The 14,878-nt window shown below is 70.3% G+C and carries 11 protein-coding genes; 4 read left to right on the plus strand and 7 right to left on the minus strand.

Annotated elements, in window-relative coordinates; translation table 11 throughout:
- Positions 1–172: 172 nt before the first annotated feature.
- Entirely contained in the window at positions 173–1,081 is a 909-nt protein-coding gene (locus ACFZDJ_RS35170; RefSeq protein ID WP_391065052.1) for an NAD-dependent epimerase/dehydratase family protein, read from the plus strand.
- Here ACFZDJ_RS35170 and ACFZDJ_RS35175 read toward each other — a convergent pair.
- The 6 genes from ACFZDJ_RS35175 to ACFZDJ_RS35200 form a co-directional block, all read right to left on the minus strand.
- Positions 1,063–1,950, minus strand: a complete 888-nt coding sequence (locus tag ACFZDJ_RS35175) for a GNAT family N-acetyltransferase (RefSeq protein ID WP_391065055.1) — start codon at positions 1,948–1,950, stop codon at positions 1,063–1,065. The two genes, ACFZDJ_RS35170 and ACFZDJ_RS35175, sit on opposite strands and share 19 nt — an antisense overlap.
- 58 nt (positions 1,951–2,008) lie before the next feature.
- The gene (locus tag ACFZDJ_RS35180; protein ID WP_168509276.1) at positions 2,009–2,617 is read right to left on the minus strand and encodes a GNAT family N-acetyltransferase; all 609 of its coding nucleotides are present in this window, start codon (positions 2,615–2,617) and stop codon (positions 2,009–2,011) included.
- 31 nt (positions 2,618–2,648) lie between these two features.
- Positions 2,649–3,107, minus strand: coding sequence for an OB-fold domain-containing protein (locus tag ACFZDJ_RS35185; protein WP_391065412.1), 459 nt, complete (start codon positions 3,105–3,107; stop codon positions 2,649–2,651).
- A gap of 124 nt (positions 3,108–3,231) precedes the next feature.
- Entirely contained in the window at positions 3,232–3,684 is a 453-nt protein-coding gene (locus tag ACFZDJ_RS35190; protein ID WP_391065058.1) for a DoxX family protein, read from the minus strand.
- 156 nt (positions 3,685–3,840) lie between these two features.
- Positions 3,841–5,382, minus strand: coding sequence for an ATP-binding protein (locus ACFZDJ_RS35195; protein WP_391065061.1), 1,542 nt, complete (start codon positions 5,380–5,382; stop codon positions 3,841–3,843).
- Positions 5,383–5,443: 61 nt separating this feature from the next.
- A complete protein-coding gene (locus ACFZDJ_RS35200) occupies positions 5,444–5,641 on the minus strand; it encodes a hypothetical protein (RefSeq protein WP_391065064.1) in 198 nt (65 codons plus the stop codon).
- 212 nt (positions 5,642–5,853) lie between these two features.
- Between ACFZDJ_RS35200 and pglX the strand changes: the two genes are divergently transcribed.
- Together pglX and ACFZDJ_RS35210 are read left to right on the plus strand one after the other, a co-directional pair.
- Positions 5,854–9,462, plus strand: coding sequence for a BREX-2 system adenine-specific DNA-methyltransferase PglX (gene pglX / locus ACFZDJ_RS35205; protein WP_391065067.1), 3,609 nt, complete (start codon positions 5,854–5,856; stop codon positions 9,460–9,462).
- 177 nt (positions 9,463–9,639) lie between these two features.
- Positions 9,640–10,941 carry an NAD(P)-binding domain-containing protein gene (locus ACFZDJ_RS35210; RefSeq protein WP_391065070.1) on the plus strand — a complete coding sequence of 434 codons (1,302 nt, stop codon included), beginning with the start codon at positions 9,640–9,642 and terminating at the stop codon, positions 10,939–10,941.
- A gap of 44 nt (positions 10,942–10,985) precedes the next feature.
- On the opposite strand, the gene ACFZDJ_RS35215 is transcribed toward ACFZDJ_RS35210, so the two are convergent.
- Entirely contained in the window at positions 10,986–12,329 is a 1,344-nt protein-coding gene (locus ACFZDJ_RS35215) for a hypothetical protein (RefSeq protein WP_391065073.1), read from the minus strand.
- 266 nt (positions 12,330–12,595) lie between these two features.
- Between ACFZDJ_RS35215 and ACFZDJ_RS35220 the strand changes: the two genes are divergently transcribed.
- Positions 12,596–14,821 carry an acetate--CoA ligase family protein gene (locus ACFZDJ_RS35220; protein WP_391065077.1) on the plus strand — a complete coding sequence of 742 codons (2,226 nt, stop codon included), beginning with the start codon at positions 12,596–12,598 and terminating at the stop codon, positions 14,819–14,821.
- Positions 14,822–14,878 lie beyond the last annotated feature (57 nt).

Genomic DNA, 14,878 nt, shown 5'->3' on the forward strand with positions numbered 1-14,878 from the left:
GCACTCTTCGGGCATTGAGCTGTGGTGATACCTGAAACGCATGCACCGTTTCGAAACAGGCCTTGGACGCGGATCTCCACGTGGCCGCACGGTGGATCCGGAACCACCGGACGGAGAAGCGACAGGCGGGGAACCGCCGGGCCGGACCTCATCACCCTTTCTGGAGTGCACCATGCGTGTGTTCGTCACCGGAGCCACCGGATTCGTCGGCAGCGCCGTCGTACGCGAACTGCTGGACGCGGGACACCGGGTACTCGGCCTCGCCCGCTCGGACCGGGCCGCCGCGTCACTGACGGCCGCGGGGGCACAGGCGCACCGCGGCGCCCTCGACGACCTCGACAGTCTGCGGGCGGGCGCGGACGCGGCGGACGGCGTGATCCACACGGCGTTCCAGCACGGCTCCTCCGACTTCGCGGCCGCCGCCCGGACGGAACTCCGTGCCATCCAAAGGCTCGGCGAGACGCTCGTGGGATCGGGTCGGCCCTTCGTCGTGACCTCCGGGACCGCCGATCTCACGCTCGTGCCGGGCCGTGTCGCGACCGAGGACGACGAGCAGGATCTCTCACCGTCGCCCGCGGCGGCCCGGATCCGCGCGGAGACGGAAGCGCTGTCGTTCGCCGAGCGCGGTGTGCGGGCCTCGGTGGTGCGGCTGCCGCCGTCGGTGCACGGCGAGGGGGACCACGGCTTCGTCCCGCAGATCATCGCCGTCGCCCGCGCGAAGGGCGTCTCCGCCTACCCCGGTGACGGCTCCAACCGCTGGGCCGCCGGGCACCGGCTCGACGCCGCGCACCTGTACCGGCTGGCCCTGGAGGAGGCGCCCGGGGGTGCGCGGCTGCACGCGGTCGGCGACGAGGGCGTACCGGTCCGCGACATCGCCGACGCCGTCGGCCGGTACCTGAAGCTGCCGGTGGCCGCCATCCCCCGCGAGGAGGCGGCCGACCACTTCGGCTGGCTCGGACACTTCTTCTCGATGGACCTACCGGCGTCGAGCACCCTCACGCAGAAGCGGCTGGGATGGCGTCCCGAGCGTCCCGGCCTCGTCGAGGACCTCGAAGAGGGCCACTACTTCAGGAAGTCGTAGATGGCGAAGTCGGCGACGGGGCGGTAACCGATGCGCTGGTAGAGGCCGTTGCTGGTCGGATTGGCGAGGTCGGTGAAGAGGAGCACCTCGTCCGCTCCGGCGGCCAGCGCGGCCCTGCTGACCTCGGCGGTGGCGGCCCCCGCGTAGCCGCGTCCGCGCAGGGGCGCCGGGGTGTAGACGGGGGCGACCCGGATCTGCCCGGCGATCAGGGGGGTCACTCCGGCCATGGCCACCGGCGTACCGTCCGGCGTCTCCCAGAGCGTGACACCGCGGTACGCGATTCGGCTCTCGGCCCAGCGGTCCGGGTCCTGCCTCTCGTTCTGCCCGAAGATCCCGGCGAACTCGGAGTACCAGCGCGCGACGAGCGCGTGGTCGCCCTCACCGGCCACCCGGGCGCGGCCGGGCGGGACGGGTGTCGGCGGCGTGAGCGTGCCGAGCCGGTACAGCCGTTCGCTTCTCCTGAGTTGGGCCCGCGCGCCGACGTGACGCTCCCAGGCGGCGGCGAACTCGGCGGCCGTGTCCACCGGACCACCGACGCCCGGGAACGAGTACCCCTCGTCCGCGAGCCGCGCGGCCAGCACGTCGACGTCTTCCGCCGGGAGGTCGGTGACGTTGAGCTGGTACGGCGGTGTGTGGAACAGCACGGCCGACACCCCACCGACCCCGTCAACATGACCATCCGCGTCCGCGAGCCGCCCGAAGAACGGCACCTCCTGCCCGTACACGTCCGGCCCTCGTCTGCGCAGCGCGTCGGTCACGGACAGCGCCACGGTGTGCGCCGCGGGCCGCGAGCGCAGGAAGTCCCCCGCGCTCGTGAGGAATTCGTCCAGATCGTGGGTGAACACCCAGCCATGCGCGTCACGAGTCATGGCAGCCATGATCCCGCTCATCCCCTGTTCGGCACTCCGATTTTCCGGGCGCCCGGCGCTAAGCCCCCGGCAGCGTCGGCTCCGGGTCCGTCGCGATCCGTGCGTGCAGGTGGACGTCCCGGAACGCGTCGTGCCGCCCCGACTCGAACATCGCCTCCCGCAGCGTCCCCTCGTACGGGAACCCGCACCGCTCGGCGATCCGGCAGGACGCGTCGTGGCCGAGGGCGTGGCCCAGTTCGATGCGGTGCAGACGGACGGCGCCGAAGGCGTAGCGGGCGGCCAGGGCGAGGGCGCGAGTGGCGACCTGGTGGCCGCGGGCCTCCGGAAGGACCCAGTAGCCGACGATGCCGACGCGTATGACGTGGTTGATGTCGTTGACGCCTATGTGACCGAGGGTCGTACCGGTGGCCGCGTCCGTGACGCAGAAGGCGACAGCGGTGCCGTCGGCGACGGCCTCGGCGCGCGAGCGGAGCGAGTCGCGGGCGCTGTCCAGGTCCCGGACGAGCTTGACCGGGGTGTTCCAGCGCTGGAACTCCGGGTCGGTCAGCCCGCGCAGCCAGGTCGCGACATCGGCCTCGGATTCCGGGTCCCAGGGGCGCAGCCGCAGGCCGTGGCCGTCGAGCACGGGGAAGGGGTGGGCGGGGGACTTCTCGTGAACGTCGGGCATCCGGCCATTATTCACAGGGGCCGGAGGGGGGTCAGGAACTGGATTTCGACGCGGAGGAAGGAGGAGGGACGGCGGAGGAAGGGGGCGGGACGGCGGAGGAAGGGGACGGGACTGCGCCGGGCCGTGGCCGGAACACGGGCACCCCCGCCCTGAACGTGACCTCCAGCCCCATCCCGATCCGCAGCGCGTCGCCCTCGCTCTCCACCACCTCGGTCATCATCCGCGGCCCCTCCGCGAGGTCGACGACCGCGGCGACGTACGGCACCCGCTCGCCGAAGGGCGGGAGGTCGTTGCGGTGTACGACGGACCAGGTGTAGAGGGTGGCGTGGCCGCTCGCGGGCTGCCAGCGCACGTCCTCGCTCCAGCAGTGCGGGCAGAACTCCCGGGGGTAGTGGTGGGCCCGGTCGCAGCCGGCGCAGTGGCGGATCAGCAGCCGCCCCTCCGCCGCCGCGTCCCAGTACGGCCGGGTGAAGGCATCGACCTCGGGCAGATCGAATCGCGCCCCACCTGGCGCCCGCGTCCTGTCCGCCGCACGCGCTTCGCCCGACGGACGCTCCCCGCTCGACGCGCGCTCCCCGCTCACGAGCACACCCCGACCCCGATCGACCCGCGCCTCACGAGAAGAGCCCGATCGCACTGTCCAGCGACCACGTCTGCCACCCCATCCCGAAGAAGGCGACGACCGAGATCAGCGCCATCATCGCGTTCTGCCCCTGCTCGGCCCAGTCGTGGATCATGAGGGTGAAGTACAGGACGTTGAGGAGCAGCCCGCCGATCAGCGCGATCGGCGTCAGGAACCCGGCCACCAGTCCCAGTCCGAGGGCCAACTCCGCGTACACGACGACGTACGCCATCGTCCGCGGCCTGGGCGCGACCACGACGTCGAAGCCGGAACGCACCGCGTTCCACCGGTGCTTGCCCGCGACGTCCGCCGCCCACGCGATCCCGGTCCCCCGCTCGAACCAGCCCTTCTTGTCCTTGTGCCGCCAACTCTCCAGCCACCACAGCCCGAGCCCGAGCCGCAGCACGGCCAGCCACTCCGCCCCGCCGAGCCAGATCGTGTCCATGGCAGTCCACGCCCCCTTCGGTTTCTGACGGTACGTCAGTTCAGCGCACGGAGTGGCCCTTGGCAAGGCACGTGCGGCCAAGAACTCCCCCTCGGACGGTCCGGGCCTCTCGCGATACGGGCGGCCGACGAACCTCCGCGCGGCCACCGGTACGCCCTACAGCAGGCCACCGGCCGGCATCGTCCGGCCGTACAACTCGTCGAGGCCGATCAGCAGTACACCGCCTCGTTCGGCTTCGGCGCGCAGCCCATCGGTGAAGCCCGCAGCGCTGAAGCACGCCAGTCGGCACTCCTCGGTGGCCATTCCCCGGCCGGCGAGCAGTTCCCTGGCCCGCCCGAGCCGCTCCAGATGACCGACCCCCATGACGGTTCCCCATTTGGCCTCTCCGAGCAGAGCGACCGATGGCCGCCTCCCCCCAGAACCCGACTCGACGACGGCCACGTCGACCTGGATCTGTCGACGCTCCTTCGAGTCGGTCACTACACCGCTGCCCACCTCACCCAGGGAGGTGTTGAGCAACGACCGCCCAGGTCCGAGCACATACTCGCGGCACACCGCCTCGAAGTGCGGCCCGGCCACTTGCGCCGCAAACCGTTCCGCCGCCTGCCCCCACACCTCGGCGGCCTGCCCGCTCTCCAGCCGCGCCCAGGCGGGACGCATGACAGCCTCATAGAAGTTGATCAGCGGTTCAGTGATGCGGTACTGCGACTTCCCGGCACGAAAGACATCCACTTCCCGCATCAGCAGATGGCTGTCCTCCAGGACGTTGAGCGGATGCGAGATGTCGACGGATTTCCGTCCGATGTAACTCGCGATGCCACCCCGCGTCGCGTTCCCCTGCGCCACGGCTGCCAGGACCGAGTGGTAGAGCGCGGTGTCACGGATGTCCGCTTCCTCCGCAAGCAGATACCTGGCCTCGCGAAACAGCGGGCTGAACGGCGAGAGGACCGTACGGCAGATCCAGTCGTCGAAGTCATGGAGACTCGCGGGGACGTCGTCCGCCAGGAACTGGCGGCGGTACGCGGGCGTGCCTCCGACAACGGCATGGAGCCGGGCGGCCAGCGCGGGATCACCGGCGACACTCCAGAAATCGGCAGCCGCCCGGTACCCGAAGGGCCGTACGACGAGTTCGAGCTGCGCCCGGCCCCGCAGAGGCGCGGTACTGGCCAGTAGTCCACCCATGACGGACATCGCCGAACCGCACAGGAGCATTCTCATGCGGCTCTCTTCCACCTGGAAGCGATCGATCTCGCGCTGGATGAGCGAGGGGAGTTCCGGAGCGACCTTCACCAGGTACGGGAACTCGTCGATGACCACGAGAAAGGGGGAATCCGCCGCTTCCCCCGTCGAGCCGCTTCGGACATCTCTCCTCCCGAGTGCGGCAAGCCCGAACAGGTAGGAGATCGCGTCGTCCCAGGAGCCGAAGGAGAAGGCCACGGGGGACCCCACGTACTCGGCCAGCGCGGCGCTGAACTGACGAAGCGACTCCGCTTCGGTGCCCGCCGTCGCACCGAAGTAGAAGCCGCCACACTGCTCCACGAGCGCCCTCAGGAGATAGGTCTTCCCCATACGCCGCCTGCCACTGACGATGCCGAGCATGGCGTGCGGCAGAGTCCGGCCCGCAAAGGCGGCGAGCCCGTCCCATTCGGCTCCGCGATCGAAGACACGCGGCGGCTTGCTCGGCCTTGCACGTGACATCACACTGACTCCTTAGGGATGTACTCCTTAGAAGTGTACCCCTAAGGAGTCAGCCTCTGCGCTAGTCGACGAGGAACTTCCTCGCCGCCATACCGAGGGTCGCCACTCCCACGAAGGCGGCCCCTCCCGCCGCCAGAACGGCCGACACCCCCTGCCCCGCCATCCAGAACACCGCGGCGGCGACACCCGCACCGAACAGAGCGCTCAGCGCGATGATCGCCAGCCAGATCCCCTTGAGGGACCCGTCGTCGACACTCATACGGCATGCCTTCCATTCGAGGACCCGGCATGCGATGTCGCCGCAGAGCAGGCCCAGTTGGCGTGGCACCGACCGGTCGCCACAGAGAGAAGAGCGTAGAGGACTGCCCTAACACTCTCAATCTTTTACGACACTCTCGCAGTGATAACCTCGCGGCAGAGGGCGGGTAACGTCGCGCCCTCGCGAGACACGCCGACCTGAGGAAGGGGCACATGCTCTCCAGAGGCGTCCTGCTCACAGAGCTGCGCCGGCTCACGTCCGACATCGAGCTCGACCTGCGGTCCCGCATCCCCTCCGATGCGGCCGTCGAGCCCTCTGATCCGGTCGTCGAGCGTTTTCGCGATGAGTACAGGGCCGCCGTGGGATACGGACTGACGGCGGCCACCTGGCAGTCCTGGCTGGACGAGCAGGTGTCCCAGGTGGCCAGGGCCTGGGTCCTCGCCACTGTCGTGATCCGGTTCTGCGAGGACAACGGGCTGCTCGACATGCCCTTTGCCGCAGGTCCGGCGGATGCGTCGGACGCCTCGGACGGAGCCTTCTACCAGCGGCAATCGTCCGCGGCGGCCGCCGAACTGATCACCTCGTCCATGGACCGGCTCCGCTCCCACCCCGCCATGGCCTCGGTGTTCAGCCGGAGCAGCAATCCCCTGTGGCGCATGCGTCCGAGCCATGAGGCGTGCCGGAGGCTCCTCGCCTTCTGGCGCCGTCGGACTCCGGACGGCGCGCTCGTGCACGACTTCACGGACGAGTCACGCTCCACGAGGTTCCTGACGGATCTCTACGCGGACATCAGCGAGCACGCCCTGAAGTCGTACGCCTCGGTTCCCACCCCGCCCTTCGTGGTCGAGCTGATCCACGATCTCGCTCTCGACCCAGCACTGGACGCCTGCGCGTCCGGCGCGACCGGCCTGTCCGGGTTCCGGGTCGTCGACCCGGCCTGCGGATCGGGCGCCTTTCTGCTCGACGCGTACGAGCGCCTGTTCCGGCGTTGGTCCGAGGTCGCGCCGGGGATGAGCCCATGGCAGCGAGCGGCCCGGGCGCTGAACTCGGTCCACGGTTGCGACCTCGACCCGTGCGCCGTGAGCATCACGCGGTTCCGCCTGCTGCTGGCCGCCATGAACAGCACGGGAGAACGGAGACTCGAAGACGTTCCGGACGTCCCACTGGTGGTCGCCACGGGCGATTCTCTCCTGCACAACCGCCGAGGAACCTCGGCCGGGCCGGGGCTGACGGGCTTCGGCGCCCCGACCGACGTCGACGAGTACGCCAGGCGCCACGGCCTGCTCCGCGCCGGTTCCTACCAGGTCGTGACGACCAATCCCCCGTACATCACCGTCAAGGACAAGCGCCTGTTCACGGCCTACCGCGACGCCTACGAGAGCTGCAACGGGCTCTACGCGCTCTCGGTCCCTTTCACCGAGCTCGCCTTCGACCTCGCGCTGCCGGGCGAAGCCGCGGGCCGCGTGGGTCTGCTGACGTCCAACTCCTTCATGAAGCGGGAATTCGGCAGAAGCCTCGTCGAGCGAGTTCTTCCGCGGGTGCGGATCTCCCACGTCATCGACACGTCGGGCGCCTACATCCCCGGACACGGCACCCCGACGGTCATCCTCGTGGGACAGAACCGCGTGCCCGATCGCGAAGCGCCGGTTCACATGGTCGTAGGCCGGCGGGGCGAGCCCGGAGTGCCGGAGGTGCCCGGCGAGGGGCTTGTCTGGCAGTCGCTGCGTCGGCTGGCGTTCGAAGCCGAGGCCGTAAGCCATTGGGCCGAGTCCTACCTCCAGGAACGCGCACAGCTGGACATCTTCCCCTGGAGCCTCGCTCCTTCGGCGGCCCGAAGCGTGCTGCGGCTCATGGAGAGCGGTGAGCCGCTGCGCGAACGCGTCACCCGTATCGGGTACGCCGCCAACACGGGATCCGACGAGCTCTTCTGCTCCACCGCCGGCTCCTTCAGACGTCACCGTGCCGAGGAGTCCGCCACCGTCCGGGTACTGACCGGCTCCGAGGTGCGTGACTGGTCGACGCACGCACCGCTGAGGGCCTTCTTCCCCCGTACCCGAGGCGGCAGGGAACTCGTCGATCTGGAGCGGCTTCCCGGGCATCACCGCCGCCTGTGGCCGTATCGGGGTGTGCTGAGCGGGCGACGCGGATCCAGGAAGACGTCACCGTGGTACGACTGGCATCAGTTCGCGCCCGACTGGGACGCCCACCCGTGGTCCATCGTCTTCCCCTGGGTGGCCACGCACCCGCACTTCAGTCTGCTGAGGGGCTCCGCCGTCGCGCTCAACTCGGCACCGGTGATCAAACTGCCGCCGAGTGCCACGGAACACTCCCACCTCGAACTCCTGGGAGTACTCAACAGTTCGGCCGTCTGTTTCTGGCTCAAGCAGATGAGCCAGAGCAAGGGACAGCCGCACATCGGAGCGCTCCGGGGCGGTGAAGCCTGGGAGCGGATCTACGAGTTCACCTCCACCCGGCTCCTCGACCTCCCGCTTCCCCCCGCCTTCTCCGTGGCACCGGCCGAAGAACTGGACCTGCTCGCAGCGGAGCTGGGGCGCTGCCAGTCCGACCTCGGGAACCCGGCCACCCGCCTCACCGCACAGTCGCTCGCCGCTGCCCGAGGGCACTGGTCCTCGGTCAGATCGCGCATGGTGGCGATTCAGGAGGAACTCGACTGGCAGACGTACGCCTCCTACGGCCTGCTCCCCGACGACGGGAATCTGACCGCCGCCCTGGCCGACCTCCCGGGGGTCGAGGTCGGCGAACGCGCCTTCGAGATCGCCCTCGCCAGAAGAATCGCAGCCGGGGAGACGGAGGCGCGGTGGTTCGCCGACGATCCGGAAGGGAGCTGGTTCCGGCGGCACGACGTGATCCCGGTGACCGAAATCCCCGAGCACTGGCCGCCCGCGTACCAGAACCTCGTACGACGTCGTGTGGCCGCCATCGAACAGAACGGCATGCTGGCGCTGCTGGAGCAGCCCGAGTACAAGCGCCGTTGGCTCACCCCTGGTTGGGACACCATGGTCCGCGACATCCTCCGAGAACGCATGCTCGACCTCTGTGAAGCACCGCGGCTGTGGCTGGACGCCGCCACGGAGGACGGACGTCCCGTCGCACGCTCCGTACGGAAGCTGAGTGAACTCCTTGGAGCCGAGGAGGAATTCACCACACTGGCAGCGCTCTACGCTCCCCGGGAATCCATCCTCGATGTCCTCCTGGAGCTGCTCGCCGGCGAGCACGTACCGCAGGCGGCACCCCTCCGGTACAAGCCCTCGGGCCTCAACAAACGACGCCTCTGGGAAGAGCTGTGGGAGGTACAGCGCCTGAAGGACAGCTCCAGCGCCGCGGACGACCGACCAGAACGCGGCGGCCTCAGCGAAGCTGCCCCGGTTCTGCCACGGTTCACGTCAGCCGACTTCCTCAAATCGTCGTATTGGAGACAACGCGGCAAATTCGACATGCCGAACGAACGCTTCACCTCGTTCGCGTCGTCCGTCGCCCCACTGTCCCCCTCGACCCTCATCGGCTGGGCGGGCTGGGACGCCGGTCAACGAGCGCACGTCCTGCTCCACCTGCTCGAAGCCGACGCCCATGCTCACACGCAGCGCCCGGAGTCGGCCCTTCCGCTACTCAGAGCCCTCGCGGATGTACTCCCTTGGGCAAGGACCGAGCACGGGCTCGGCCCCACCTCGCCCCCTGGCGACGGCGAAGCCTTGTCGCACGCCTACGAACACCACGTCACCCGCCTCGGCCTGTCGGCCGAAGAGGTGAACTCCTGGCGTCCGCCCACTCCGAAGCGAGGCAGGCCGCGCAAAGCCGGTTAGAGCGGGCGACTGAAGGCCGAGCCTCCTCACCCCCGCCCCATACGCCACCGACTCCACGCATTCCAAGTGACCTACGCCACCAGCCCCACCCACTCCTCCTACAGCCGTGATCAGTTCGCAACCGATTCCGGGCTTGACCGAGACCTATCAAGTGACGACGTGATTACGCTCGCGCTCATGGCCGACTCGACTGCTTCCTCCACATCCCGCCCGGTGCCGTCGCACGAAGACCGCCCCGTGTACGTGATAGGCGGCGGCCCCGGGGGGCTCGCGACGGCGTACGCGCTGCGCGCCCAGGGCGTACGGGCCGTCGTACTGGAGAAGTCCGACCAGGTCGGAGCGTCCTGGCGGCGCCACTACGACCGGCTGCACCTGCACACGACCCGGCGACTGTCCGGCCTGCCCGGCCTCGCGATGCCGCGCTCCTTCGGGCGGTGGGTCTCCCGCGACAACGTGGTGCGCTACCTGGAGAAGTACGCCGAGCACCACCAGCTGGAGATCGTCACGGGCGTCGAGGTCTCGCGCGTCGAGCCCGCCCCGGGCGGTGACGGCTGGCTGCTGTACGCCACCGGCGGCCGTGAGCTGACCGGCAGCGCCGTGGTCGTCGCCACCGGCCACAACCACACCCCGCGCCTGCCCGACTGGCCCGGCCGCGACACATACACCGGCGAACTCCTGCACGCCGGCGACTACCGCAACCCCGCCCCCTACGCCGGCCGTGACGTCCTCGTCGTCGGCGTCGGCAACACGGGCGCCGAGATCGCCGTGGACCTGGTCGAGGGCGGCGCCTCCCGGGTACGGCTCGCCGTGCGCACCGCGCCGCACCTCGTGCGCCGCTCCACGGCCGGCTGGGCCGCCCAGTTCACCGGGATCGTCGTACGACGGCTGCCGGTGCGCCTCGTCGACGCGCTCGCCGGACCGATGGCCAAGGTCAGCGTGCCGGACCTGTCGGCGCAGGGACTGCCCCGCCCCGACACCGGCCTCTACTCCCGCGTCAACGAAGGCTCCATCCCCGTCCAGGACGTCGGCCTCATCAACGCCGTCCGCAAGGGACGGGTCGAGGTCGTGGCCGCGGTGGAGGGTTTCGAGGAGGACAAGGTCGTCCTCGCCGACGGAAAGCGGATCGGCCCGGACGCCGTGATCGCCGCGACGGGGTACGTACGCGCCCTGGAGGGCATCGTCGGCCACCTCGACGTCCTCGACGGGCGGGGCCGCCCCGTCGTGCACGGCGCCCGCACCCCGAAGAAGGCACCCGGCCTCTACTTCACCGGCTTCACCAACCCCATCAGCGGCATGTTCCGCGAACTCGCCCTCGACGCGGAGAAGATCGCGAAGGCGGTCGCGAGGACCGCGGAGAAGGCGGAGAAGGCGGCGGCCAAGGCGAGGGAGAAGGCGGCCGAGGCGCAGGAGAAGGCGGCGACGAAAACCGGGGCGAAAACGGGGGCGCGCGACACGGGAGACACCCGCGCCGCGCACTGAGTCACCGCATTACCGAGCGGTTGTTCACTGCCGCTGAGCCACCGTCAGTTGACAGCGAGCGCCGCCGTGTTGTTCGTGGTGTCCGGGTCAAAGGCGAAGTCGCCGAACTCGGGATGGATGCTGACCTCACCGGTCGTGCCGGGCACCGCCGCGTCGATCCGCAGCTGGAAGGCGTAGGTGCGCTCGGTGCTCTCGGACACCCAGTACGGGAGAGCGCAGTCGTAACGCGGGGCGCCCGTCCGCTGCCCGTAGTACCCGCCCGTGAGGGTGTGCGGAACGCAGTCCGCGGGGACGCCGGTGACCGTCGTACCGGTCGGGACGATCAGCCTGACCTTGGCGGCCGGGTCGCCGGAGCCGAGGTTCGCGAACCAGGCCGGGCCGTTGTTCTTGAAGGTGAGCGGGGCGGTCACCGTCTGGCCCGCCGTACCGGTGACCGCGGCGCCGGTCACCGAGAAGTCGGCGGTGTTGTCCGTGCCGATCTGCAGCGCCGCGTAGTTGTCGCGGCTCGCCAGGTCGGTCGCGCCGTCGGCCGGGTCGACACTGAGGTCCAGCCGGTCGTTCAGCGCGTGCCGCGCGATCGCCAGCTCCAGCGGCGCGGGCAGCTCGAAGGAGTCACCGGGTGCCAGCACCTGGTCGAACGTGCAGGTCACGTCCGTCATCGGCGCGTACTCGCCACCGCCCGACCGCGTGTAGGTGCAGGCGTCGTACTTGTTCAGGAAGTCCAGCCCGTACGAGGCCGTCATCTTCACCTTGACGCCGTGCGCGCTCTCGTTGCCCTTGTTGGTCAGCGCGAAGGGGATCGTCTCGGTGCCACCCGGCAGCGCGTGCTCGACGTCGGCCACGGGGGCGAGGGAGAGGTCGGGGCCCGAGGCGACCGTGAAGTCGGTCTCGAAACTGTCCTCGGGCGCGGTGAGCGTGCCGTCGGGGCCGCCGGTGGCCGTCGCCGCGTAGGTGATCCTGCCCTGCGCCCCGGCCTGCGCGCTGTCGGCCGCGCGGATCCCGAGGTGGATCTGCCGGCTGTAGTCGGACCCGATCACGGGCACGTCCGGCACGCTGCACACCGCGGTCGTGCCGCTCGGCGCACAGTTGTCCGGCCAGGTCACCTCGCCGACTCCGGCCAGCCCGGAGGCGTCGACGCTCACCTTGCCGTCGGTCACCGTGAAGTGGCCGTTGTCGTGGTAGATCCCCACGTCGATCGTCCGGCTCTGCGGCGCGCCGCCGTCCGTGCCGAGCGGCAGGGCCTGCTCGGAGGGTGCGTCGATCCACAGCTGGTCGGACTCGGTCTCGGCCAGCGCGGGGGCGGCGGTGAGCCCCACGGTGACGAGTCCGGCCGTGAGCGTCGTACAGGCTCCGAGCCGCAGCGCGCGGCCGAAGGAGACAGGTCTCATGACATCCCCCAGGGTGAGAAGAAGGGCGAGGAGAAGGAGAGAAGCGATGACTTGGCCGACGCATGCCGACAGGGCCATGTCATAGACGATCAAAGGGAGTTGAAGGTTGTGCGGCACTCCCACGGGTTCCGGCCCCGCGCGGCGGGTACGAACCAGATCCCCGGCCGCCCAGCCTTTTGCTTGCACGAAGGTTCCTGACGCGGCGTCAGTTAAGTAATCTGACAGTGCGTCAGTTAATTGGCTGTCACACAGGAGCGGGCGGACCGATGCTTGGATCAACCCACGGCACCCTCACCACCGACTCCCGCCGGGCCCGCGTCATCGCCTGCGGCGAGCAGCCCTCACCCGTCGTGCACGGCCGCCCGGCCGACGTCGACGACCTGGACGTCAGCGGCCGTCCGCTGTACGCCGACGTACCCGATCTGGACCGCTTCTTCCGTCCCGAGTCCGTGGCCGTCGTCGGCGCCTCGGACGCCGAGGGCCGGCCGAACACCGGCATCACCCGGCAGCTGATCGCCTGGGCCGAGCGGGTCGGCGCCCGGCTGCACCCCGTGCACCCCACCCGTCGGTCCGTCTTCGGCATCCCCTGCTCCCCCTCCCTCGCCGACCTGCCCGAGCAGGTCGATCTGGCCGTGCTGCTCGTCGGCGATCCACTTCCCGTGATCGGGGAACTGGCCGAGGCCAAGGTGAAGTTCGCCGTCGCCTTCGCCTCCGGGTTCGCCGAGACCGGGGCCGAGGGCGCCGCCGCACAGGCCCACCTCGCCGCCGCCGTCCGCCGCAGCGGCCTCCGGCTCCTGGGGCCCAACACCAACCTCAACGCCTTCGAGAAGTTCCGCGACGATCTCGACGGTCCCGCGATCGCCCTCATCACCCAGTCCGGACACCAGGGCCGGCCGGTGTTCGCGATGCAGGAGCTGGGCGTACGGCTCTCCCACTGGGCGCCCACCGGCAACGAGGCCGACCTCGAGACCGCCGACTTCATCTCCTACTTCTCCGAGCAGCCGGAGATCGGCGCGATCGCCTGCTACGTCGAGGGGCTCAAGGACGGCCGCTCCTTTCTGCTCGCCGCCGACCGCGCCGCCCGCCGCGGAGTGCCCGTCGTCGCCGTCAAGGTCGGCCGCACCGAGACCGGCGCCCGCACCGCCGCCTCACACACCGGCAAGCTGACCGGCGCCGACACGGTGGTGGACGCGGCGATGCGGCAGTACGGCGTGATCCGCGTCGACGGGCTCGACGAACTCCAGGACACCGCCGCCCTGTTGGCCCGCGCCCGCGCCCCACGGGCCGAGGGTGTCGTGGTCTATTCGATCTCGGGCGGCACGGGGGCGCACTTCGCCGACCTGGCGACGGCGGCGGGGCTGCCGCTGCCGGGTCTCTCCGCCGCCAGGCAGGCCGAGCTGCACCAGTGGATACCCGAGTACCTGAGCGTGACCAATCCCGTCGACAACGGCGGGCATCCGGTCGGCGACTGGCGCGGACGGAAGATCATCGACGCGATCCTCGCCGACCCCGAGGTCGGCATACTGATCTGTCCGATCACCGGTCCCTTCCCTCCCATGAGCGACAAGCTCGCGCAGGACCTGGTGGACGCGGCGGAACAGACGGACAAGCTGGTGTGCGTGGTGTGGGGCTCGCCGGTCGGCACCGAGGCCGCGTACCGCGAGACGCTGCTCGGCTCGTCGAAGGTCGCCACCTTCCGGACCTTCGCCAACTGCATCACGGCCGTGCGCGCCTACCTGGACCACCACCGGTTCGTCGCCGCCTACCGCTCCCCCTTCGACGAGGCTCCCCGCACCCCCTCGCCGTCCTTCCGCAAGACGCAGGCGCTGATGCGGCCGGGGCAGCAGCTGAGCGAGCACGCGGCGAAGCAGCTGCTGCGCGCCTACGGGATCCGGGTGCCGCGCGAGCAGTTGGTGACCAGCGCGGCGGCGGCCGTGCGCGCGGCGAGTCTCGTCGGCTACCCCGTGGTCATGAAGGCGTCCGGCGCCCAGATCGCCCACAAGACCGAACTGGGTCTGGTGAAGATCGGACTGACCTCCGCCAGCCAGGTCAGGGACGCCTACCGCGAGCTCACCGACATCGCGCGCTACGAGGGGATCTCGCTCGACGGGGTGCTGGTGTGCCAGATGGTCGAGCGGGGCGTGGAAATGGTCGTGGGCGTCACGCACGACCAGCTCTTCGGGCCGACCGTGACCGTCGGGCTGGGCGGTGTGCTCGTCGAGGTGCTGCGGGACGCGGCCGTCCGCGTGCCGCCGTTCGGCGAGGACCAGGCGCGGGGCATGCTCGGCGAGCTGCGCGGGCGGACCCTTCTGGAGGGCGTGCGCGGGGGACCGCCGGTGGATGTGGACGCGCTGGTCGAGGTCGTCATGCGCGTACAGCGGATGGCTCTGGAACTCGGGGACGACATCGCCGAGCTCGACATCAACCCGCTGATGGTGCTGCCCAGGGGCCAGGGAGCGGTGGCCCTGGACGCGCTGGTCGTCTGCCGCTGACCCCCAGCGCCCCAGCCCCCGCGCCATCGCCCGCCCCCGCCGCACCGCCCCCCGTAA

This window comes from Streptomyces sp. NPDC007896, assembly GCF_042959425.1.
Taxonomy (GTDB): Bacteria; Actinomycetota; Actinomycetes; order Streptomycetales; family Streptomycetaceae; genus Streptomyces.